The organism is Rhizobium sp. CAU 1783, assembly GCF_054551725.1.
On sequence record NZ_JBTOLM010000003.1, the window covers coordinates 254508 to 275934 of the forward strand.

At 59.7% G+C, this 21427-nt stretch carries 17 protein-coding genes and 1 tRNA gene; 17 read left to right on the top strand and 1 reads right to left on the bottom strand.

The annotated features are described in order from the left end of the window. Window positions 1-133: 133 nt before the first annotated feature. From ACX93L_RS14960 to ACX93L_RS15010, 11 genes are all read left to right on the top strand, one after another. The gene (locus ACX93L_RS14960; protein WP_459405585.1) at window positions 134-1027 is read left to right on the top strand and encodes an NAD-dependent epimerase/dehydratase family protein; all 894 of its coding nucleotides are present in this window, start codon (window positions 134-136) and stop codon (window positions 1025-1027) included. Window positions 1028-1159: 132 nt separating this feature from the next. Continuing rightward, a tRNA-Trp gene (locus tag ACX93L_RS14965) sits at window positions 1160-1235 on the top strand. 193 nt (window positions 1236-1428) lie between these two features. After that, the gene (secE, locus tag ACX93L_RS14970) at window positions 1429-1629 is read left to right on the top strand and encodes a preprotein translocase subunit SecE (protein ID WP_459405586.1); all 201 of its coding nucleotides are present in this window, start codon (window positions 1429-1431) and stop codon (window positions 1627-1629) included. A gap of 16 nt (window positions 1630-1645) precedes the next feature. Then, entirely contained in the window at window positions 1646-2176 is a 531-nt protein-coding gene (gene nusG / locus ACX93L_RS14975; protein ID WP_208549329.1) for a transcription termination/antitermination protein NusG, read from the top strand. 149 nt (window positions 2177-2325) lie between these two features. Next, entirely contained in the window at window positions 2326-2757 is a 432-nt protein-coding gene (rplK, locus tag ACX93L_RS14980) for a 50S ribosomal protein L11 (protein WP_076395897.1), read from the top strand. Window positions 2758-2759: 2 nt separating this feature from the next. Beyond that, on the top strand, window positions 2760-3455 hold the full coding sequence (gene rplA, locus ACX93L_RS14985) for a 50S ribosomal protein L1 (protein ID WP_169588667.1): 696 nt from the start codon (window positions 2760-2762) through the stop codon (window positions 3453-3455). Between the two features lie 341 nt (window positions 3456-3796). Then, window positions 3797-4315 carry a 50S ribosomal protein L10 gene (rplJ, locus tag ACX93L_RS14990; RefSeq protein WP_459405587.1) on the top strand — a complete coding sequence of 173 codons (519 nt, stop codon included), beginning with the start codon at window positions 3797-3799 and terminating at the stop codon, window positions 4313-4315. A gap of 69 nt (window positions 4316-4384) precedes the next feature. Further along, complete coding sequence (gene rplL / locus ACX93L_RS14995) at window positions 4385-4762, top strand: 50S ribosomal protein L7/L12 (RefSeq protein ID WP_203318696.1); 378 nt, start codon at window positions 4385-4387, stop codon at window positions 4760-4762. 254 nt (window positions 4763-5016) lie between these two features. Next, window positions 5017-9153 (top strand): DNA-directed RNA polymerase subunit beta, encoded by a 4137-nt coding sequence (rpoB, locus tag ACX93L_RS15000; RefSeq protein WP_459405588.1) that lies wholly within the window; start codon window positions 5017-5019, stop codon window positions 9151-9153. 197 nt (window positions 9154-9350) lie between these two features. Continuing rightward, on the top strand, window positions 9351-13562 hold the full coding sequence (gene rpoC / locus ACX93L_RS15005; protein WP_459405589.1) for a DNA-directed RNA polymerase subunit beta': 4212 nt from the start codon (window positions 9351-9353) through the stop codon (window positions 13560-13562). 183 nt (window positions 13563-13745) lie between these two features. Further along, window positions 13746-14801, top strand: coding sequence for a cytochrome-c peroxidase (locus ACX93L_RS15010; protein ID WP_459405590.1), 1056 nt, complete (start codon window positions 13746-13748; stop codon window positions 14799-14801). An 88-nt stretch (window positions 14802-14889) separates the two neighbouring features. Here the strand turns inward: ACX93L_RS15010 and ACX93L_RS15015 are convergent, their stop codons facing one another. Further along, window positions 14890-15183, bottom strand: coding sequence for a transcriptional regulator (locus tag ACX93L_RS15015; protein WP_459405591.1), 294 nt, complete (start codon window positions 15181-15183; stop codon window positions 14890-14892). A 506-nt stretch (window positions 15184-15689) separates the two neighbouring features. Between ACX93L_RS15015 and rpsL the strand changes: the two genes are divergently transcribed. The 6 genes from rpsL (at window position 15690) to rplC (ending at window position 21419) form a co-directional block, all read left to right on the top strand. Further along, window positions 15690-16061, top strand: coding sequence for a 30S ribosomal protein S12 (gene rpsL / locus ACX93L_RS15020; protein ID WP_003507760.1), 372 nt, complete (start codon window positions 15690-15692; stop codon window positions 16059-16061). An 81-nt stretch (window positions 16062-16142) separates the two neighbouring features. Next, window positions 16143-16613 (top strand): 30S ribosomal protein S7, encoded by a 471-nt coding sequence (rpsG, locus tag ACX93L_RS15025; RefSeq protein ID WP_169588653.1) that lies wholly within the window; start codon window positions 16143-16145, stop codon window positions 16611-16613. A gap of 34 nt (window positions 16614-16647) precedes the next feature. Then, a complete protein-coding gene (gene fusA / locus ACX93L_RS15030) occupies window positions 16648-18747 on the top strand; it encodes an elongation factor G (protein ID WP_459405592.1) in 2100 nt (699 codons plus the stop codon). A 73-nt stretch (window positions 18748-18820) separates the two neighbouring features. Further along, window positions 18821-19996: an elongation factor Tu gene (gene tuf / locus ACX93L_RS15035; protein WP_169588649.1), complete on the top strand. Its 1176-nt coding sequence runs from the start codon at window positions 18821-18823 to the stop codon at window positions 19994-19996. Window positions 19997-20296: 300 nt separating this feature from the next. After that, window positions 20297-20605 carry a 30S ribosomal protein S10 gene (rpsJ, locus tag ACX93L_RS15040; RefSeq protein WP_006728688.1) on the top strand — a complete coding sequence of 103 codons (309 nt, stop codon included), beginning with the start codon at window positions 20297-20299 and terminating at the stop codon, window positions 20603-20605. A gap of 172 nt (window positions 20606-20777) precedes the next feature. Then, the gene (gene rplC, locus ACX93L_RS15045; RefSeq protein WP_169588647.1) at window positions 20778-21419 is read left to right on the top strand and encodes a 50S ribosomal protein L3; all 642 of its coding nucleotides are present in this window, start codon (window positions 20778-20780) and stop codon (window positions 21417-21419) included. Window positions 21420-21427 lie beyond the last annotated feature (8 nt).

The window sequence follows — 21427 nt, forward strand, 5'->3', positions numbered from 1 at the left end:
ACAGCGGGGTTTTTGCATTTTTGTCGGGGTGGAGGCAGATTTCTCCTTGAGAACTGGAAACGGGCAGTTGGCTTGGTAACCATGGGAGCGCGTGGCGGCGCACTGGCTCGCCGCACGTCAAATAGGAGGAGTCATGACAAAACGTATTCTGTTCACCGGTGGCTCTGGCAAGGCTGGCCGTCACGTGGTCGCCTGGCTGGTCAATGACGGCTATCAGGTCCACAACCTGGATCTGGTTCCCCTCGATCATCCCGGCGTGACGAACCTGACGGTCGATATCACCGATGCCGGCCAGGTGTTCAACGCTTTGTCCATGCATACGGATTTTAGCGATCTGGAGCATGGCGGGGGCGTTCAGCCCTTTGATGCGGTTGTTCATTTCGCAGCCGTTCCCCGTATCCTCATCCGGCCGGACAACGTCACCTTCCAGGCGAACGTGATGGGGACCTACAATGTCATCGAGGCCGCCGTGAAGCTCGGCATCCGCAAGGTGGTGATCGCCTCCAGCGAGACGACCTACGGCATCTGTTTCGCGGAGGGGCCTCGCAATCCGCACTATCTGCCGTTCGACGAGGAATACGACGTTGATCCGATGGACAGTTACGGCCTGTCCAAGGTGGTGAACGAGAAAACGGCCCGCGCGTTCTCCGAGCGCACAGGTGCTGATGTCTATGCGCTGCGAATCGGCAATGTCATCGAGCCGCACGAATATGATCGCTTCGCCGACTTCGTGGCGCGGCCGGAAACGCGGTTGCGTAATGCCTGGTGCTACATCGATGCCCGCGACCTTGGCCAGATCGTGCATCTCTGCCTTCAGACCTCGGGGCTCGGCTATCAGGTCTTCAACGCGACGAACGACACCGTCACGGCCAATCTTTCGTCGGCCGAACTGGCGGCGCGATTCTTCCCCGGCGTGCCCTTGAAGCGGGCGCTCGAGGGTGATGAAGGCTTGATCTCCAATCGTAAGTTACGCGAGGTGCTCGGTTTCGCCGAGGAGCATAACTGGCGGAAATATGTGGATCTTTGAGAGGAGTGCCTGCCGTGCGGGCGTACCCCGCAGAGGCCTCAAAGAAAAATCCGGACTTTGCGTGAATGTGCTTGTCATTCACGCGCAAACTTAATAATAACGCGCTCGTCCTTGCCCTCGGGCAAGGCGGATAGGGGTATAGCTCAGTTGGTAGAGCGGCGGTCTCCAAAACCGCAGGTCGGGGGTTCGAGCCCCTCTGCCCCTGCCAAGCCCGGCATGACGGCGCAGCTTTTGCGACGATCGCCTGAAGGGCGTGCCGGCTTGTGGAATGCGAAAAGTTGCACGAAGATGGATTCCCCCTTGTGAAATGTGGAATCGGTCTTTATGTAGGGTTCAAACAGACACGCGGTGCGTGGGGCTGACATAGTCGGCTTTACGCGCCGTAAATGCGTGGGCATTAAATGGCATCCAAGGCAAATCCATTCGCGTTTCTGCAGCAAGTGCGCTCCGAGACGTCCAAGGTCACATGGCCGTCCCGTCGCGAGACGATGATCTCGACTGCGATGGTGCTGTTCATGGTCTTCTTTGCCGCGCTGTTTTTCTTTGCGGCTGATCAGTTGATCAGCTGGGCTATCAGCCTCGTGCTGAGCCTCGGCAATTAATCAGGCGGAGACGAACATGGCTGCACGTTGGTATATCGTCCACGCTTATTCAAATTTTGAAAAGAAGGTCGCCGAAGACATCGAGAACAAGGCTCGTCAGAAGGGGCTCACTCATCTCTTCGAAAAGATCCTCGTTCCGACCGAGAAGGTTGTCGAGGTTCGTCGCGGCCGCAAGGTTGACAGCGAGCGCAAGTTCTTCCCCGGCTACGTGCTGGTGCGGGCGAACCTGACCGATGAGGCCTATCACCTGATCAAGAACACCCCGAAGGTTACGGGCTTCCTTGGTTCCGACAACAAGCCGGTTCCGATCCCGGATTTCGAGGCTGAGCGCATCCTGGGCCAGGTCCAGGAAGGTGTCGAGCGTCCGAAGTCGTCCGTATCCTTCGAAATCGGCGAGCAGGTTCGCGTTTCCGATGGTCCGTTCGCTTCGTTCAATGGTGTCGTACAGGACGTCGACGAGGAGCGTTCGCGCCTCAAGGTCGAAGTTTCGATCTTCGGTCGCGCGACCCCGGTCGAACTGGAATACGGTCAGGTCGAGAAGGTCTGATCGGGCAAGGGGAGGGGACTCCCCGATCCGCGTGGGAGGATGGCGGCCTATTAAGCCGGGCTGTTCAGACGCACCACGCAACCGCAGCCGCCGGCCGAGGCCGGCATGTATGGGTCGGGTAACCGATCTCAGTAGAAAGGCAGAGAGTAATGGCTAAGAAAGTTGCAGGCCAGCTCAAGCTCCAGGTCAAGGCAGGATCGGCTAACCCGTCCCCGCCGATCGGCCCGGCCCTTGGTCAGCGCGGCATTAACATCATGGAATTCTGCAAGGCGTTTAATGCCGCCACGCAGGAAATGGAAAAGGGTATGCCGATCCCGGTCGTCATCACCTACTACCAGGACAAGTCCTTCACCTTCGCAATGAAGCAGCCGCCGGTTACCTACTGGCTGAAGAAGGAAGCGAAGATCACCTCTGGCTCGAAGACTCCGGGCAAGGGTGCGAAGGTCGGCACCATCACCAAGGCACAGGTCCGCGCGATCGCCGAAGGTAAGATGAAGGACCTCAACGCCGCCGACATCGAAGGTGCAATGCTGATGGTTGAGGGCTCTGCCCGCTCCATGGGCCTGGAAGTGGTGGCTTGATCATGGCTAAGCTCGCAAAGCGCATTCAGAAGATCCGCGAAGGCATCGACCCGACCAAGCTGGTCGCGCTGCCGGAAGCTATCGCTCTCGTCAAGGAGCGTGCCGTCGCCAAGTTCGACGAAACCGTTGAAATCGCGATGAACCTCGGCGTTGACCCGCGTCATGCCGACCAGATGGTCCGTGGCGTTGTCAACCTGCCGAACGGCACCGGCCGTGACGTTCGCGTTGCCGTCTTCGCTCGTGGTGCCAAGGCTGATGAAGCCAAGGCTGCCGGCGCCGACATCGTCGGTGCGGAAGAGCTCGTCGAAATCGTCCAGGGCGGCAAGATCGACTTCGATCGTTGCATCGCGACCCCGGACATGATGCCGCTCGTCGGCCGTCTCGGTAAGGTTCTCGGCCCGCGTGGCATGATGCCGAACCCGAAGGTCGGTACCGTCACCATGGACGTCGCTGGCGCCGTCAAGGCTTCCAAGGGCGGTGCCGTCGAGTTCCGCGTCGAGAAGGCTGGTATCATCCATGCCGGTATCGGCAAGGCTTCCTTCGACGCCAAGGCTCTCGAAGAAAACATCAAGGCTTTCGCTGACGCCGTCGTCAAGGCAAAGCCGGCTGGTGCGAAGGGCAACTACGTCAAGCGCGTAGCCATCTCCTCGACCATGGGCCCGGGCGTCAAGGTCGATCCGTCGACCGTTTCGGCCTGATAGAATTTCTCCGGACCTTTGGCTCCGGATGACCAAGAATTTCCGGCTCTTCGGAGCCGGAAATTTCCGGGGAAACCCGGAACTCCTGTCCGAGATTGCAGGTGGCCCGCGGGCCTTAATTCATGACCTGCATGAGACGGGTAAGACCCGATTTTTTAAACGTCTGATGACGTCTTGAAGTTCGGTTCGAGCCTTATTCGCCTTGTGCCTGGCTTTGCTGCCAGTGCGAGGGGACAGGATCCTCAAGCGTCGCTTGGGATCTGACGAGTTTGGATCCCTTGAGGCAAAGGCAAACCCGGTGGGGCCTGCAGGATTGCGGTCCCATCAACTGGAGACAGACAGTGGAAAGAGCGGAAAAACGCGAATTCGTCACGGAGCTGAACGAAGTCTTCAAGGCTTCCGGTTCGGTTGTCGTGGCCCACTATGCTGGTGTCACAGTTGCGCAGATGAACGACTTCCGTTCGAAGATGCGCGCTGCTGGCGGCACCGTCAAAGTCGCGAAGAACCGTCTGGCCAAGATCGCTCTTCAGGGCACGGAGTCGGAAGGGATGAGCAATCTCTTCAAGGGCCAGACGCTGATTGCATACAGCGCCGACCCGATCACGGCTCCGAAAGTCGTCATGGATTTCGCCAAGACCAACGACAAGATCGTTGTTCTCGGTGGCGCCATGGGAACAACCACGCTCACCGCCGATGCAGTCAAGTCGCTTGCGACCCTGCCGTCGCTGGACGAGCTGCGTGCGAAGCTGCTGGGCATGATCCAGACTCCGGCTACCCGCATCGCAGGTGTGGTTCAGGCACCGGCAGCTCAGCTTGCTCGCGTGTTTGCGGCCTATGCCAAGAAGGACGAAGCCGCTTAAGGCGGTTTTTCGCTGTTCATACCCTAACCCGTTCGTTTCGAACCGAACATCTACTAAGGAACTAAGACAATGGCTGATCTCGCAAAGATCGTTGAAGACCTCTCCTCACTGACCGTCCTGGAAGCCGCTGAGCTCTCCAAGCTGCTCGAAGAAAAGTGGGGCGTTTCCGCAGCTGCTCCGGTAGCTGTTGCTGCTGCTGGCGGCGGCGCTGCTCCGGCTGCTGCTGAAGAAGAAAAGACCGAATTCGACGTTATCCTCGTTGACGCTGGCGCCAACAAGATCAACGTCATCAAGGAAGTCCGCGCCATCACCGGCCTCGGCCTCAAGGAAGCCAAGGACCTCGTCGAAGGCGCTCCGAAGGCTGTCAAGGAAGCCGTTTCCAAGGGCGAAGCTGCTGACCTCAAGAAGAAGCTTGAAGAAGCCGGCGCTAAGGTCGACGTCAAGTAATACCGGAATAGCGTTTGGGAGGTGGCATTCGCTGCCTCCCATCCGTCGTTTCTCTGGAACAAATTACCCAAAAGCCAGTAAAACGGCTTTTGGGTAATGGGTTCTCAAGAGGATGGTCTTGAACCGAGGCACCCGGCAATCCGGCCGGCCGCGTCGGAACGAGACGAGATTGAACGACCCATTGATTGACGGAGCCGACTGGCCAGCGGTTTCCGTCTGTTGCAGGCCCGGATGCAAATTGACAAGGAGCGACGATGGCTCAGACCCTTTCGTTTAACGGTCGCAGGCGCGTACGCAAGTTTTTTGGTAAGATCCCCGAAGTCGCCGAAATGCCGAACCTCATTGAGGTTCAGAAGGCGTCCTACGATCAGTTCCTCATGGTTGACGAACCGGTCGGCGGTCGTCCCGATGAGGGGCTTCAAGCCGTTTTCAGGTCGGTCTTCCCGATCACCGATTTCTCCGGCGCATCGATGCTGGAATTCGTGTCCTACGAATTCGAGCCGCCGAAGTTCGACGTCGACGAGTGCCGTCAGCGCGACCTGACCTACGCAGCGCCGCTCAAGGTGACGCTGCGCCTCATCGTGTTCGATATTGACGAGGATACTGGCGCCCGTTCGATCAAGGACATCAAGGAACAGTCGGTTTACATGGGCGACATGCCGCTCATGACCAACAACGGTACCTTCATCGTCAACGGTACCGAACGCGTCATCGTGTCCCAGATGCACCGCTCTCCGGGCGTGTTCTTCGACCACGACAAGGGCAAGAGCCATTCCTCTGGCAAGCTGCTCTTCGCGGCCCGCGTCATCCCGTATCGCGGTTCCTGGCTCGACATCGAATTCGACGCCAAGGACATCGTCCACGCCCGTATCGACCGTCGTCGCAAGATCCCGGTCACGTCGCTGCTGATGGCCCTCGGCATGGACGGCGAGGAAATCCTCTCGACCTTCTACACCAAGTCGACCTACGTCCGTGATGGCAAGGGCTGGCGCATTCCGTTCGTTCCGGAAACGCTGAAGGGCGCCAAGACCATCTCCGACATGATCGACGCCGATACCGGCGAAGTGGTTGTCGAAGGCGGCAAGAAGCTCACCCCGCGCCTGCTGCGCCAGCTCTCCGAAAAGGGCCTGAAGGCTCTCAAGGCGTCCGACGAAGACCTGTACGGCAACTACCTCGCCGAAGACATGGTCAACATGGCGACCGGCGAGATCTACCTGGAAGCCGGCGACGAGATCGACGAGAAGACCCTTCCGCAGATCCTCGATTCCGGCTTCGACGAAATCCCGGTTCTCGGCATCGACCACATCAATGTCGGCGCCTATATCCGCAACACGCTTGCTGCGGACAAGAACGAGAACCGTCAGGACGCCCTGTTCGACATCTACCGCGTGATGCGTCCGGGCGAGCCGCCGACCATGGAATCCGCGGAAGCCATGTTCAACTCGCTGTTCTTCGACGCCGAGCGCTACGACTTGTCGGCCGTTGGCCGCGTCAAGATGAACATGCGTCTCGACCTGCAGGTCGACGACACGGTCCGCATCCTGCGCAAGGACGACATCCTGGCCGTGGTCAAGATGCTTGTCGAACTGCGCGACGGTAAGGGCGAAATCGACGACATCGACAACCTCGGTAACCGTCGTGTCCGCTCCGTCGGCGAACTGATGGAGAATCAGTACCGTCTCGGCCTGCTCCGCATGGAGCGTGCGATCAAGGAACGCATGTCGTCGATCGAGATCGACACCGTCATGCCGCAGGACCTGATCAACGCTAAGCCGGCCGCAGCAGCTGTTCGCGAATTCTTCGGCTCCTCGCAGCTGTCGCAGTTCATGGACCAGGTGAACCCGCTTTCGGAAATCACCCACAAGCGCCGTCTTTCGGCTCTTGGCCCGGGTGGTTTGACCCGCGAGCGCGCCGGCTTCGAAGTCCGCGACGTTCACCCGACGCACTACGGCCGTATTTGCCCGATCGAAACGCCGGAAGGCCCGAACATCGGTCTGATCAACTCGCTCGCAACCTTCGCTCGCGTAAACAAGTATGGCTTCATTGAATCGCCGTACCGCAAGATCGTCGACGGCAAGGTTACGACCGACGTGGTCTATCTTTCGGCCATGGAAGAGGCGAAGTACTACGTCGCGCAGGCCAACTCCGAACTCACCGCCGACGGCCAGTTCGTCGAAGAGTTCGTCGTTTGCCGTCATGCTGGCGAAGTCATGCTGTCGCCGCGCGACACCATCAACCTGATGGACGTCTCGCCGAAGCAGCTCGTTTCGGTTGCAGCCGCTCTGATCCCGTTCCTGGAAAACGACGACGCCAACCGCGCTCTCATGGGCTCGAACATGCAGCGTCAGGCCGTGCCGCTGGTGCGCGCCGAAGCGCCGTTCGTCGGTACCGGGATGGAACCGATCGTTGCCCGTGACTCCGGCGCTGCCATCGCTGCCCGTCGTGGCGGTGTGGTCGACCAGGTCGACGCGACGCGTATCGTTATCCGTGCGACCGAGGATCTTGAAGCCGGCAAGTCCGGCGTCGACATCTACCGTCTGCAGAAGTTCCAGCGTTCGAACCAGAACACCTGCGTCAACCAGCGGCCGCTGGTCACCGTCGGTGACGTTCTAAACAAGGGCGACATCATCGCGGACGGTCCGTCGACCGACCTCGGCGATCTGGCTCTCGGCCGCAACGCGCTCGTCGCGTTCATGCCGTGGAACGGCTACAACTACGAAGACTCGATCCTGATGTCGGAACGCATCGTCGCTGACGACGTGTTCACCTCCATCCACATCGAAGAATTCGAAGTGATGGCCCGCGACACCAAGCTTGGTCCGGAAGAAATCACGCGCGACATTCCGAACGTTTCGGAAGAAGCGCTGAAGAACCTCGACGAAGCCGGTATCGTCTACATCGGCGCCGAAGTTCAGCCGGGCGACATCCTGGTCGGCAAGATCACCCCGAAGGGCGAAAGCCCGATGACGCCGGAAGAAAAGCTCCTGCGCGCCATCTTCGGTGAAAAGGCATCCGACGTTCGCGATACCTCGATGCGCATGCCTCCGGGCACCTTCGGCACCATCGTCGAAGTCCGCGTCTTCAACCGTCACGGCGTCGAGAAGGACGAACGTGCGATGGCCATCGAGCGCGAGGAGATCGAGCGTCTGGCCAAGGACCGCGACGACGAACAGGCGATCCTCGACCGTAACGTCTACGGCCGCCTGCTCGACATGCTGCGTGGTCAGGTTTCGGTCGCTGGTCCGAAGGGCTTCAAGAAGGGCGTCGAACTTTCGAACGCCGTCGTGTCCGAGTATCCGCGTTCGCAGTGGTGGATGTTCGCCGTCGAGGACGAGAAGGTCCAGGGCGAGATCGAAGCTCTGCGTGGCCAGTACGACGAATCCAAGTCGCGCCTTGAACAGCGTTTCATGGACAAGGTCGAGAAGGTCCAGCGCGGCGACGAAATGCCTCCGGGCGTCATGAAGATGGTCAAGGTCTTCGTCGCTGTGAAGCGCAAGATCCAGCCGGGCGACAAGATGGCCGGCCGTCACGGCAACAAGGGTGTCGTCTCGCGCATCGTTCCGGTTGAGGACATGCCGTTCCTCGAAGACGGTACGCATGTCGACATCTGCCTGAACCCGCTGGGCGTGCCGTCGCGCATGAACGTCGGCCAGATCCTCGAGACCCATCTGGCCTGGGCTTGCGCCGGCATGGGCAAGAAGATCGGCGAGATGCTCGAAGAGTATCGCAAGACGATGGACATCACCGAGTTGCGCAACGAACTCACCGAGATCTATGCGAGTGAATCGCATGACGAGGTGAAGCGCTTCGACGACGAATCCCTCGTCCGCCTGGCCGAAGAGGCCAAGCGCGGCGTGTCGATCGCGACCCCGGTCTTCGACGGTGCGCATGAGCCTGACGTTGCAGCCATGCTGACCAAGGCCGGCCTGCATTCGTCCGGTCAGTCGGTCCTGTACGATGGCCGTACGGGCGAGCCGTTCGACCGCAAGGTGACCGTGGGCTACATGTACATGATCAAGCTCAACCACCTGGTCGACGACAAGATCCACGCCCGTTCGATCGGCCCGTACTCGCTCGTTACCCAGCAGCCGCTCGGTGGTAAGGCGCAGTTCGGCGGTCAGCGTTTCGGAGAAATGGAAGTCTGGGCGCTCGAAGCCTACGGCGCCGCCTACACCCTGCAGGAAATGCTGACGGTGAAGTCGGACGACGTGGCAGGCCGTACCAAGGTCTACGAGGCGATCGTCCGCGGCGACGACACCTTCGAGGCCGGCATTCCGGAGAGCTTCAACGTTCTCGTCAAGGAAATGCGGTCGCTGGGTCTCAGCGTCGAGCTCGAGAACTCCAAGATCGACGGCACAGCCGAGGGATCTCTGCCCGACGCGGCGGAATAAAGGTTTGACAAGGGCGTGCGCTGCCTGAAGGCCGCGCACGCCATTCCCTCCCAATCCGGGGCTGAAGGCCCGGGCAGGCGAGGGGAGTTTCGCCGCAATTTGCGGTTATTGTCATTTCAGGGTTCGGTTCGGCATCCCGGGAATTTGCCGGCACCGTGACCCGTTTGAGGGCTCTTCGCCCCATCAAGGAGACAGGCATGAACCAAGAGGTCATGAACCTTTTCAATCCGCAGGTGCCGGCACAGCACTTCGATTCCATCCGGATCTCGATCGCGAGCCCGGAGAAGATCCTTTCGTGGTCGTATGGCGAGATCAAGAAGCCGGAAACGATCAACTACCGTACCTTCAAGCCGGAACGCGACGGCCTGTTCTGCGCCCGCATCTTCGGGCCGATCAAGGACTATGAGTGCCTGTGCGGCAAGTACAAGCGCATGAAGTACAAGGGCATCATCTGCGAAAAGTGCGGCGTCGAAGTCACGCTGTCGCGCGTTCGCCGCGAGCGCATGGGCCATATCGAGCTCGCAGCCCCGGTCGCCCACATCTGGTTCCTGAAGTCGCTTCCCTCGCGCATCTCGACGCTCCTCGACATGACGCTGAAGGATGTCGAGCGCGTTCTCTATTTCGAGAACTACATCGTGACCGAGCCGGGCCTCACCGCGCTCAAGGAAAACCAGCTTCTTTCCGAAGAAGAATACATGCTGGCCGTGGATGAATATGGCGAAGACCAGTTCACCGCGATGATCGGCGCCGAAGCGATCTACGAGATGCTCGCTTCGATGAATCTCGAGAAGATCGCCGGCGACCTGCGTGCTGAACTGGCCGAGACCACTTCGGACCTGAAGCAGAAGAAGCTGATGAAGCGCCTGAAGATCGTCGAGAACTTCATGGAGTCCGGCAATCGTCCGGAATGGATGATCATGAAGGTCGTTCCGGTGATTCCGCCGGACCTGCGTCCGCTCGTTCCGCTCGACGGCGGCCGTTTCGCGACGTCTGACCTCAACGATCTCTATCGCCGCGTCATCAACCGTAACAATCGTCTGAAGCGCCTGATCGAACTGCGCGCTCCGGGCATCATCATCCGCAACGAAAAGCGCATGCTGCAGGAATCTGTAGACGCGCTGTTCGACAACGGCCGCCGTGGCCGCGTCATCACCGGCGCCAACAAGCGTCCGCTGAAGTCGCTGTCCGACATGCTCAAGGGCAAGCAGGGCCGCTTCCGTCAGAACCTGCTCGGCAAGCGCGTCGACTATTCCGGCCGTTCGGTCATCGTGACCGGTCCGGAACTCAAGCTGCACCAGTGCGGCCTGCCGAAGAAGATGGCGCTCGAACTGTTCAAGCCGTTCATCTACGCCCGTCTCGACGCCAAGGGTTACTCCTCGACCGTCAAGCAGGCCAAGAAGCTGGTCGAGAAGGAAAAGCCGGAAGTCTGGGATATCCTCGACGAGGTCATCCGCGAGCATCCGGTTCTCCTGAACCGCGCGCCGACGCTGCACCGCCTGGGCATCCAGGCCTTTGAACCGACCCTGGTCGAAGGCAAGGCGATCCAGCTGCACCCGCTCGTCTGCACGGCCTTCAACGCCGACTTCGACGGCGACCAGATGGCCGTTCACGTCCCGCTGTCGCTCGAAGCGCAGCTTGAAGCCCGCGTTCTGATGATGTCGACGAACAACATCCTGCATCCGGCCAACGGTGCACCGATCATCGTTCCGTCGCAGGACATGGTTCTCGGCCTCTACTATCTCTCGATCCAGAACCAGAACGAGCCGGGCGAAGGCATGGCCTTCTCGGACATGGGCGAGCTGCAGCACGCACTTGAGAACAAGGTCGTCACGCTGCATGCGAAGATCAAGGGTCGTTTCAAGACCGTGGATGCCGAAGGCAACCCGGTTTCGAAGATCTATGAGACCACGCCTGGCCGCATGATCATCGGCGAACTCCTGCCGAAGAACGTCAACGTGCCGTTCGAGACCTGCAACCAGGAAATGACCAAGAAGAACATCTCCAAGATGATCGACACGGTCTACCGTCACTGCGGCCAGAAGGACACGGTCATTTTCTGCGACCGCATCATGCAGCTCGGCTTCGCCCATGCCTGCCGCGCCGGCATCTCGTTCGGCAAGGACGACATGGTCATCCCGGACAGCAAGGTGAAGATCGTTGGCGACACCGAAGCGCTGGTCAAGGAATACGAGCAGCAGTACAACGACGGCCTGATCACTCAGGGCGAGAAGTACAACAAGGTCGTCGATGCCTGGGGCAAGGCCACCGAAAAGGTCGCCGAAGAGATGATGGCCCGCATTAAGGCCGTCGAATTCGACGACAACGGTCGCCAGAAGCCGATGAACTCGATCTACATGATGTCGCATTCCGGCGCCCGTGGTTCTCCGAACCAGATGCGTCAGCTGGGCGGCATGCGCGGCCTCATGGCCAAACCGTCGGGTGAAATCATCGAAACCCCGATCATCTCGAACTTCAAGGAAGGTCTGACCGTTAACGAGTACTTCAACTCGACCCACGGCGCCCGTAAGGGCCTTGCAGACACCGCTCTGAAGACAGCGAACTCGGGTTACCTGACCCGCCGTCTCGTCGACGTTGCACAGGACTGCATCGTCAACTCGACCGATTGCGGGACCGACAAGGGCCTCACCATGACGGCGATCGTTGACGCCGGCCAGGTCGTGGCTTCGCTCGGCGCCCGTATCCTCGGCCGTACGGCGCTCGACGACATCGACAACCCGGTCACCGGCGAGAACATCGTCAAGGCCGGCAAGCTGATCGATGAAGCCGACGTGGCCGTGATCGAAAAGGCTGGCATCCAGTCCGTCCGCATCCGTTCGGCACTGACCTGCGAAATCCAGACGGGCGTCTGCTCGGTCTGCTACGGCCGCGACCTCGCGCGCGGTACGCCGGTCAACATGGGCGAAGCGGTCGGCGTCATCGCCGCCCAGTCGATCGGCGAGCCGGGCACCCAGCTCACCATGCGTACCTTCCACCTTGGCGGTACGGCAAACGTGGTCGACCAGTCGTTCCTGGAAGCTTCGTATGAAGGTACGATCCAGATCAAGAACCGCAACATCCTGCGCAACTCCGATGGCAACCTGGTTGCCATGGGCCGCAACATGGCGATCACCATTCTCGATGAGCGTGGTGTCGAGCGTTCGTCGCAGCGCGTTGCCTACGGTTCGAAGGTCTTCGTGGACGACGGTGACAAGGTCAAGCGCGGCCAGCGTCTCGCCGAGTGGGACCCGTATACCCGTCCGATGATGACGGAAGTCGAGGGCATCGTGCATTTCGAGGACGTCGTCGACGGCCTCTCGGTTCTCGAGGCGACCGACGAGTCGACCGGTATCACCAAGCGTCAGGTTATCGACTGGCGTTCGACCCCGCGCGGTTCGGACCTCAAGCCGGCAATCGTCATCAAGGACGCAGCCGGAAACGTGATGAAGCTGTCGCGTGGTGGCGATGCCCGCTTCCAGCTGTCGGTCGACGCGATCCTGTCGGTCGAGCCGGGCACGAAGGTCTCCCAGGGTGACGTTCTCGCCCGTTCGCCGCTCGAGAGCGCCAAGACCAAGGACATCACCGGTGGTCTGCCGCGCGTTGCCGAACTGTTCGAAGCGCGTCGTCCGAAGGATCACGCCATTATCGCCGAGATCGATGGCACGATCCGTCTGGGTCGCGATTACAAGAACAAGCGTCGCGTCATCATCGAGCCGGCGGAAGACGGTGTCGAGCCGGTCGAGTACCTGATCCCGAAGGGCAAGCCCTTCCATCTTCAGGACGGCGACTACATCGAAAAGGGTGACTACATCCTCGACGGTAACCCGGCTCCGCACGACATCCTGGCGATCAAGGGCGTGGAAGCACTCGCTTCCTACCTCGTCAACGAAATCCAGGAAGTCTACCGACTGCAGGGCGTTGTGATCAACGACAAGCACATCGAGGTGATCGTTCGCCAGATGCTGCAGAAGGTCGAGATCACCGAGTCCGGCGACAGCCAGTACATCGTCGGCGACAATGTCGACCGCATCGAACTGGATGACGTCAACGAGCGCCTGATCGAGGAAGGCAAGAAGCCGGCTTACGGCGACCCGGTTCTCCTCGGCATCACCAAGGCATCGCTGCAGACCCCGTCGTTCATCTCGGCCGCATCCTTCCAGGAAACCACCAAGGTTCTCACGGAAGCTGCGATCGCCGGCAAGACCGACACGCTGCAGGGTCTCAAGGAGAACGTCATCGTCGGCCGTCTGATCCCTGCCGGTACCGGCGGTACCATGACGCAGATCCGCCGCATCGCGACCTCGCGCGACGACCTCATCCTCGAGGAGCGCCGCAAGGGTACGGGCGCCGATGTCGCCACTCCGATGCTGCAGGATCTGGCTTCGGCCGAAGGTGTTCCGGCCGCCGAGTAAGGCCGGTTTTCCTCGGTGCGATTATGTCGCACTCTGGATTTGACGATCAGCAGGCGCCCGGGCTTACCGGGCGCCTTTTTCGTTTGCACCCTCCATTTCGCGCGCCTATTCATTGATCCAGGACAAGGCTGCACATTAAAATCATTCTAAACTATGCTCCGTTCACAAAGAACGGAGGCTAATATGAAAAAGCTACTGACATCGGTCGCAGTCCTGATGCTTGCAACCACGGCCTTTGCTGCCGATCCGGCACCGGCGGACCTGCGAGCGAATGCGCTGGAAATATTCAAGGCACTTCCCTCGACTACGCCTGCGGTGGCCAACAATCCGATCACTCCCGACAAGATCGCACTCGGCAAGGCGCTGTTCTTCGATCCCCGGATTTCCGCCTCGGGGGTCTTCTCCTGCAACTCCTGCCACAACCTCGCGACCGGCGGTGACGACAATCTCGAAACCTCGATCGGTCACGGCTGGCAGAAGGGGCCACGCAATGCCCCGACGGCGCTTAATGCGGTCTTCAACGTGGCGCAGTTCTGGGACGGTCGCGCAGAAGACCTGAAGGCCCAGGCCAAGGGCCCGGTCCAGGCCGGCGTCGAAATGGCGAACACACCGGTCCAGGTTGTCGCGACGCTGAAGTCGATGCCGCAATATGTCGAGTGGTTCAAGGCCGCCTTCCCGGGCGAGGAAGATCCGGTGACCTTCGACAACTTTGCCAAGGCGATCGAGGCCTTCGAGGCGACGCTCGTCACCCCGGCTCCCTTCGACGCCTTCCTCAATGGCGACGATGCGGCGATGGCGGCCGAACAGCAGAAGGGGCTGGCGCTCTTCATCGTCAAGGGATGCTCGTCGTGCCATGCGGGGATCAATGTCGGTGGCGAGGGTTACTTCCCCTTCGGGCTCATCGAGAAACCCGGCGCCGATGTCCTGCCGGTGAACGACAAGGGGCGTTTTGCCGTGACCAACACGGCCGACGATTCCTACGTGTTCCGCGCAGCACCGCTGCGTAATGTGGCGCTGACGGCTCCCTACTTCCACTCCGGCAAGGTGTGGAACCTGAAGCAGGCGGTGGCCGTCATGGGGACGGCTCAGCTCGGCGAGGAACTGAAGGATGAAGAGGTCGATCTGATCGTCGCCTTCCTCGACTCGCTGACGGGCAAGATGCCGGAGGTAAGCTATCCGGTACTTCCGGCCGAAACCGACGCCACCCCGCGTCCGAGTGGCGAGGTCATTCCCAAGTAAGGAATACCCGCTGACGCACTGAACGAGAAGGGCCGCCCGGTTCGCCGGGCGGCCCTTCGAATGTGGCCGATGTAGCCTGATCGCGGGATCAGTTGAAGCGGATGATCGCCACTTCGCCTTCGAGCGCGCCCTGGAAGGCGGAGGCGTGCGGTTCTTCGTCCGGGGCTTCGGTGACCATGCCGATCTGATCGAGATCGGCCTCGAGGAAGCCTTCTTCCGAAAGTGCGTTGAGCGCCATGCGCACGGCGGAATCGTCATCCGGTGCGGTGAGCAGGATATGAAGATCGATGCCTTCGCCGCCCTCGACCTCATAGGCCTTGGCGATGATGATGAAGACCATCGGGTCGTCGCGGTTGTTGTCGTTGTCTGGGCTGGAAATCATGGCTTGGTCTTCTTCTGGCGTTGGTCGATTCCCGGCGGAGGCGAATCGAACAGAGAGGGGGAGGGCGGTTGACAGCCTCCCTCAGCGATATCTAGAAGTTTTGCCGGAAAAACCCAAACCAAATCGTCGGCGCCCTTCACGATTCACCGCTGAGGCATCGCAAATGCCCGCAGCCACAGGGCCTGCGACCACAAATTTGCGATATAGACTTGACGGAACGGGGTGAAAACAGTAGTACCCCGCCCATCGGAGCCTATGTGAGGCTAGGCTTTTCGGAACGTCTCGTTCTGGAGTTCGCCTCAAACAGGGTTCTTTTCGCACGTTGAAGACACGAATGCTGCACGCAAGACGCACTCGATCGTGCGTCCTCTGCCTTTTGTGGTCCATCCGCGAAAAGCGGATCGGGCCACATTTTGCGCATGAGAAATTCGTGCGTTCGTCGCCGGAAACGGTTTAACCAGGGTCCGAAAGGGCCTTAGAGACAAGAATTTGCAAGGGATGGGTATATGCCTACCGTAAACCAGCTGATCCGCAAGCCGCGTCAGGCACAGGTAAAGCGCAATAAGGTTCCTGCTCTGCAGGAAAACCCGCAGAAGCGCGGCGTTTGCACCCGCGTTTATACGACGACCCCGAAGAAGCCGAACTCGGCTCTCCGTAAGGTCGCTAAGATTCGCCTGACCAACGGCTTTGAAGTCATCGGCTACATCCCGGGCGAAGGTCACAACCTGCAGGAACACTCCGTCGTCATGATCCGTGGCGGCCGTGTAAAGGACTTGCCGGGTGTGCGTTACCACATCATCCGCGGCGTTCTCGATACCCAGGGTGTCAAGAACCGTAAGCAGCGCCGTTCGAAGTACGGTGCAAAGCGTCCGAAGTAATTCGGCACTCCATTTTGATTCCGGCGCTGCGCGAGGTTCTCCGCGTGGTAAAGCGTCCTAACTGTTGAGAGACAAACCAGTATGTCCCGTCGCCATAGTGCAGAAAAGCGTGAGATCAATCCGGACCCGAAGTTCGGCGATCTCGTCGTCACCAAGTTCATGAACGCCATCATGCTTCACGGCAAGAAGTCGGTCGCTGAAAGCATCGTCTACGGTGCCTTCGATGCGGTTCATGGCAAGATGAAGCAGGAGCCGATCACGGTCTTCCATCAGGCGCTCGAAAACATCGCGCCGCATGTCGAAGTCCGTTCGCGCCGCGTCGGTGGTGCCACCTACCAGGTCCCGGTCGATGTTCGTCCGGAGCGCCGTCAGGCACTCGCCATCCGCTGGCTGATCGCCGCTGCACGCAAGCGCAACGAGACCACCATGATCGACCGCCTCTGCGGCGAACTCATGGATGCTGCGAACAACCGCGGCTCCGCTGTCAAGAAGCGTGAAGACACGCACAAGATGGCCGACGCAAACCGCGCCTTCTCGCATTACCGCTGGTAATCTGAACCGATCGAATATTGAAAGGCAGTCCATCATGGCTCGCGAATATAAAATCGAAGACTACCGCAACTTCGGTATCATGGCGCACATCGACGCCGGCAAGACCACGACGACCGAACGTATCCTCTACTACACCGGTAAGTCTCATAAGATCGGCGAAGTCCATGACGGCGCTGCTACCATGGACTGGATGGAGCAGGAGCAGGAACGCGGCATCACCATCACCTCTGCGGCCACGACCACCTTCTGGAAGGGTCGTGACGGCAAGATGCGCCGCTTCAACATCATCGACACCCCCGGCCACGTTGACTTCACCATCGAAGTCGAGCGTTCGCTGCGCGTTCTCGACGGTGCCGTTGCTCTCCTCGACGCCAACGCCGGCGTTGAGCCGCAGACCGAAACCGTCTGGCGTCAGGCTGAAAAGTACAACGTCCCGCGGATGATCTTCTGCAACAAGATGGACAAGACCGGTGCTGACTTCTACCGCTCGGTAGAAATGATCAAGACCCGTCTTGGTGCCACCGCAGTCGTTATGCAGCTCCCGATCGGCGCTGAGTCCGAGTTCAAGGGCGTTGTCGACCTGATCGAGATGAATGCTCTGGTATGGCGCGACGAGTCGCTCGGCGCCGCTTGGGACGTTGTCGAGATCCCGGACGACCTGAAGGACAAGGCCGAAGAATATCGCGAAAAGCTGATCGAGACCGTTGTCGAGATCGACGAAGCCGCGATGGAAGCTTATCTCGAAGGCGTAATGCCGGACAACGACAAGATCCGCGAACTCGTTCGTCGCGGCACCATCGACGTCAAGTTCCACCCGATGTTCTGCGGTACCGCCTTCAAGAACAAGGGCGTTCAGCCGCTTCTCGATGCCGTTGTCGACTATCTGCCGTCGCCGCTCGATATCCCGGCCATCAAGGGCATCGACTTCAAGACGGAAGCCGAAATCGAGCGTCACGCTGACGATGCCGAGCCGCTCGCCATGCTCGCGTTCAAGATCATGAACGACCCCTTCGTCGGTTCGCTCACCTTCGCACGCATCTACTCGGGCAAGCTCGAAAAGGGCGTGTCGGTTCTGAACACGGTCAAGGACAAGCGCGAGCGCGTCGGTCGCATGCTGCAGATGCATTCCAACAGCCGTGAAGACATCGAAGAAGCCTTTGCAGGCGACATCGTTGCTCTGGCAGGCCTCAAGGAAACCACGACGGGTGACACGCTCTGCGATCCCCTGAAGCCGGTCATCCTCGAGCGCATGGAATTCCCGGAGCCGGTCATCCAGATCGCGATCGAGCCGAAGTCCAAGGGCGACCAGGAAAAGATGGGCCTAGCTCTCAATCGTCTTGCTGCTGAAGACCCGTCCTTCCGCGTCAAGACCGACCAGGAATCCGGCCAGACCATCATCGCCGGCATGGGCGAGCTTCACCTGGACATCCTCGTTGACCGTATGCGTCGCGAGTTCAAGGTTGAAGCCAACGTCGGTGCTCCGCAGGTTGCCTACCGCGAAACCATCACCAAGTCGCACGAAGAAGACTACACGCACAAGAAGCAGTCCGGTGGTACCGGTCAGTTCGCGCGCGTCAAGATCATCTTCGAACCGAACTCGGAAGGCGATGACTTCAAGTTCGAATCCAAGATCGTCGGCGGTGCTGTTCCGAAGGAATACATCCCGGGCGTTCAGAAGGGTATCGAAAGCGTTCTGTCGTCTGGTCCGCTCGCTGGCTTCCCGATGCTGGGTGTCAAGGCGACCCTCGTCGACGGCGCATTCCACGACGTCGACTCGTCGGTTCTCGCCTTCGAAATCGCCTCCCGCGCCTGCTTCCGTGAAGCAGCGAAGAAGGCTGGTGCACAGCTGCTCGAGCCGATGATGAAGGTCGAAGTTGTGACGCCGGAAGACTACGTCGGCGACGTCATCGGCGATCTGAACTCGCGTCGTGGCCAGATCCAGGGCCAGGAACAGCGCGGCATCGCGATCGTGATCAACGCTCACGTCCCGCTGGCAAACATGTTCAAGTACGTCGACAACCTGCGCTCCATGTCGCAGGGCCGTGCACAGTATTCGATGACCTTCGATCACTACGCACCGGTTCCGTCGAACGTCGCGACTGAAATCCAGGCAAAGTATTCCGGTCAGAAGTGACCGGAATACGCTAAGACCTTAAAGAACAACGGAATTTTTCCCTTCGAGGGAATAAAGAAACGGAGAGCCGAAAATGGCAAAGAGTAAGTTTGAGCGCAACAAGCCGCACGTTAACATTGGCACGATCGGCCACGTTGACCATGGCAAGACGTCTCTGACGGCAGCGATCACCAAGTTCTTCGGTGAGTTCAAGGCCTATGACCAGATCGACGCGGCTCCGGAAGAAAAGGCCCGTGGTATCACGATCTCGACGGCTCACGTTGAGTACGAGACGGCCAACCGTCACTACGCGCACGTCGACTGCCCCGGCCACGCCGACTACGTCAAGAACATGATCACCGGTGCCGCTCAGATGGACGGCGCGATCTTGGTTTGCTCGGCTGCCGACGGCCCGATGCCGCAGACCCGCGAGCACATCCTGCTCGCCCGTCAGGTTGGCGTTCCGGCTCTGGTCGTGTTCCTCAACAAGGTCGACCAGGTTGACGACGCCGAGCTCCTCGAGCTCGTTGAAATGGAAGTTCGCGAACTTCTGTCATCCTACGACTTCCCGGGCGACGACGTTCCGGTCATCAAGGGTTCGGCTCTGGCCGCTCTCAACGACTCGGACAAGAAGATCGGTGAAGACGCCGTACGTGAGCTGATGGCCGCTGTTGACGCCTACATCCCGACGCCTGAGCGTCCGATCGACCAGCCGTTCCTGATGCCGATCGAAGACGTGTTCTCGATCTCGGGCCGTGGTACGGTTGTGACCGGCCGCGTCGAGCGTGGTATCGTCAAGGTTGGTGAAGAAGTTGAAATCGTCGGCATCCGTGCGACGACGAAGACGACGGTTACCGGCGTTGAAATGTTCCGCAAGCTGCTCGACCAGGGCCAGGCCGGCGACAACATCGGCGCTCTGATCCGCGGCGTTGCCCGTGACGGCGTCGAGCGTGGCCAGATTCTCTGCAAGCCGGGTTCGGTCAAGCCGCACAAGAAGTTCAACGCTGAAGCCTACATCCTGACGAAGGAAGAAGGCGGCCGTCATACGCCGTTCTTCACCAACTACCGTCCGCAGTTCTACTTCCGCACGACGGACGTGACGGGTATCGTCACGCTTCCGGAAGGCACGGAAATGGTTATGCCGGGCGACAACGTCACGGTTGTTGTCGAGCTGATCGTTCCGATCGCGATGGAAGAAAAGCTGCGCTTCGCTATCCGCGAAGGCGGCCGTACCGTCGGCGCCGGCATCGTCGCCTCGATCATCGAGTAATTGAAATACGGAGCGGCGGAAAAACGCCGCTCCGTTTCTTCAGTATTCGATTGACGAATCTCCGCTGGCATTGTATGTGCCGGCCACGAAAGAAAGCGGACGATGTCGTCGTCGTCCGTTTTTCGCTGCGTTGAGTCGATCTCTTGTAGATCGAGACCTGGCAGGTTTCTGTGAATAGCAAGTGACAGGGGCGCCTTCACGGTGTCCTTGTGATTTTTGATAATCCGGGGCCGACCAGCAATTGGTAATTCACTGTCTCTGCGTATGCGGGACGCAAGAAAACAAACAAGGACAAGTCGAATGAACGGCCAGAATATCCGCATCCGCCTCAAGGCGTTTGATCACCGGGTTCTCGATGCCTCCACGCGGGAGATTGTCTCGACCGCTAAGCGCACCGGTGCAAGCGTTCGCGGCCCGGTACCGCTCCCGACGCGCATTGAAAAGTTCACTGTTAACCGCTCGCCCCACGTCGACAAGAAGAGCCGTGAACAGTTCGAGATGCGCACCCATAAGCGTCTTCTCGACATCGTTGATCCGACCCCGCAGACCGTTGATGCTCTGATGAAGCTCGACCTGGCTGCCGGCGTAGACGTCGAGATCAAGCTCTAAGAAGGAATTCCGGCGAGAGCCGAAATAACAAGGAAGGTACGTGGCAAGACCTGCCAACGACTTCTCGAAACGGGAAACCTGAAGGTTCGGAAGGGCCGGAGTGGAATCCTTAAACAAAGAGCCAAGGTCAGGATCGAAAGGCCCTGATTCTGCTCTCAAGAGGAATGAACCAATGCGTTCAGGTGTGATTGCACAGAAAGTGGGAATGACCCGCGTCTACAACGACGCCGGCGAACATGTCCCGGTAACAGTTCTGCGGTTGGATAACGTCCAGGTCGTTGCCCAGCGTACCGTCGAAAAGAACGGCTATGTCGCTCTGCAGCTCGGCGCCGGCCAGTCCAAGGTCAAGAACACGACCAAGGGTCTGCGCGGCCATTTTGCTGCTGCCAGCGTTGAGCCGAAGGCGAAGCTCGTCGAGTTCCGCGTCTCCGAAGACAACCTCATCGACGTTGGCGCCAAGCTGACGGCGAGCCACTTCGAAGCTGGCCAGCTGGTCGACGTGACCGGCACCACCATCGGTAAGGGTTTCGCCGGCGCTATGAAGCGTCACAACTTCGGTGGTCTGCGCGCCACCCACGGCGTGTCCGTTTCGCACCGTTCGCACGGTTCGACCGGTAACAACCAGGATCCGGGTAAGGTCTGGAAGGGCAAGCGTATGGCTGGTCACATGGGCCAGACGCGCGTCACCACCCAGAACCTTGAAGTGGTATCCACCGACGAAGAGCGTGGCCTGATCCTCGTGAAGGGCGCCGTTCCCGGTTCCAAGGGTTCCTGGATCATCGTCCGCGACGCCGTCAAGTCGGCTGCGAAGTAAGGGAGCCA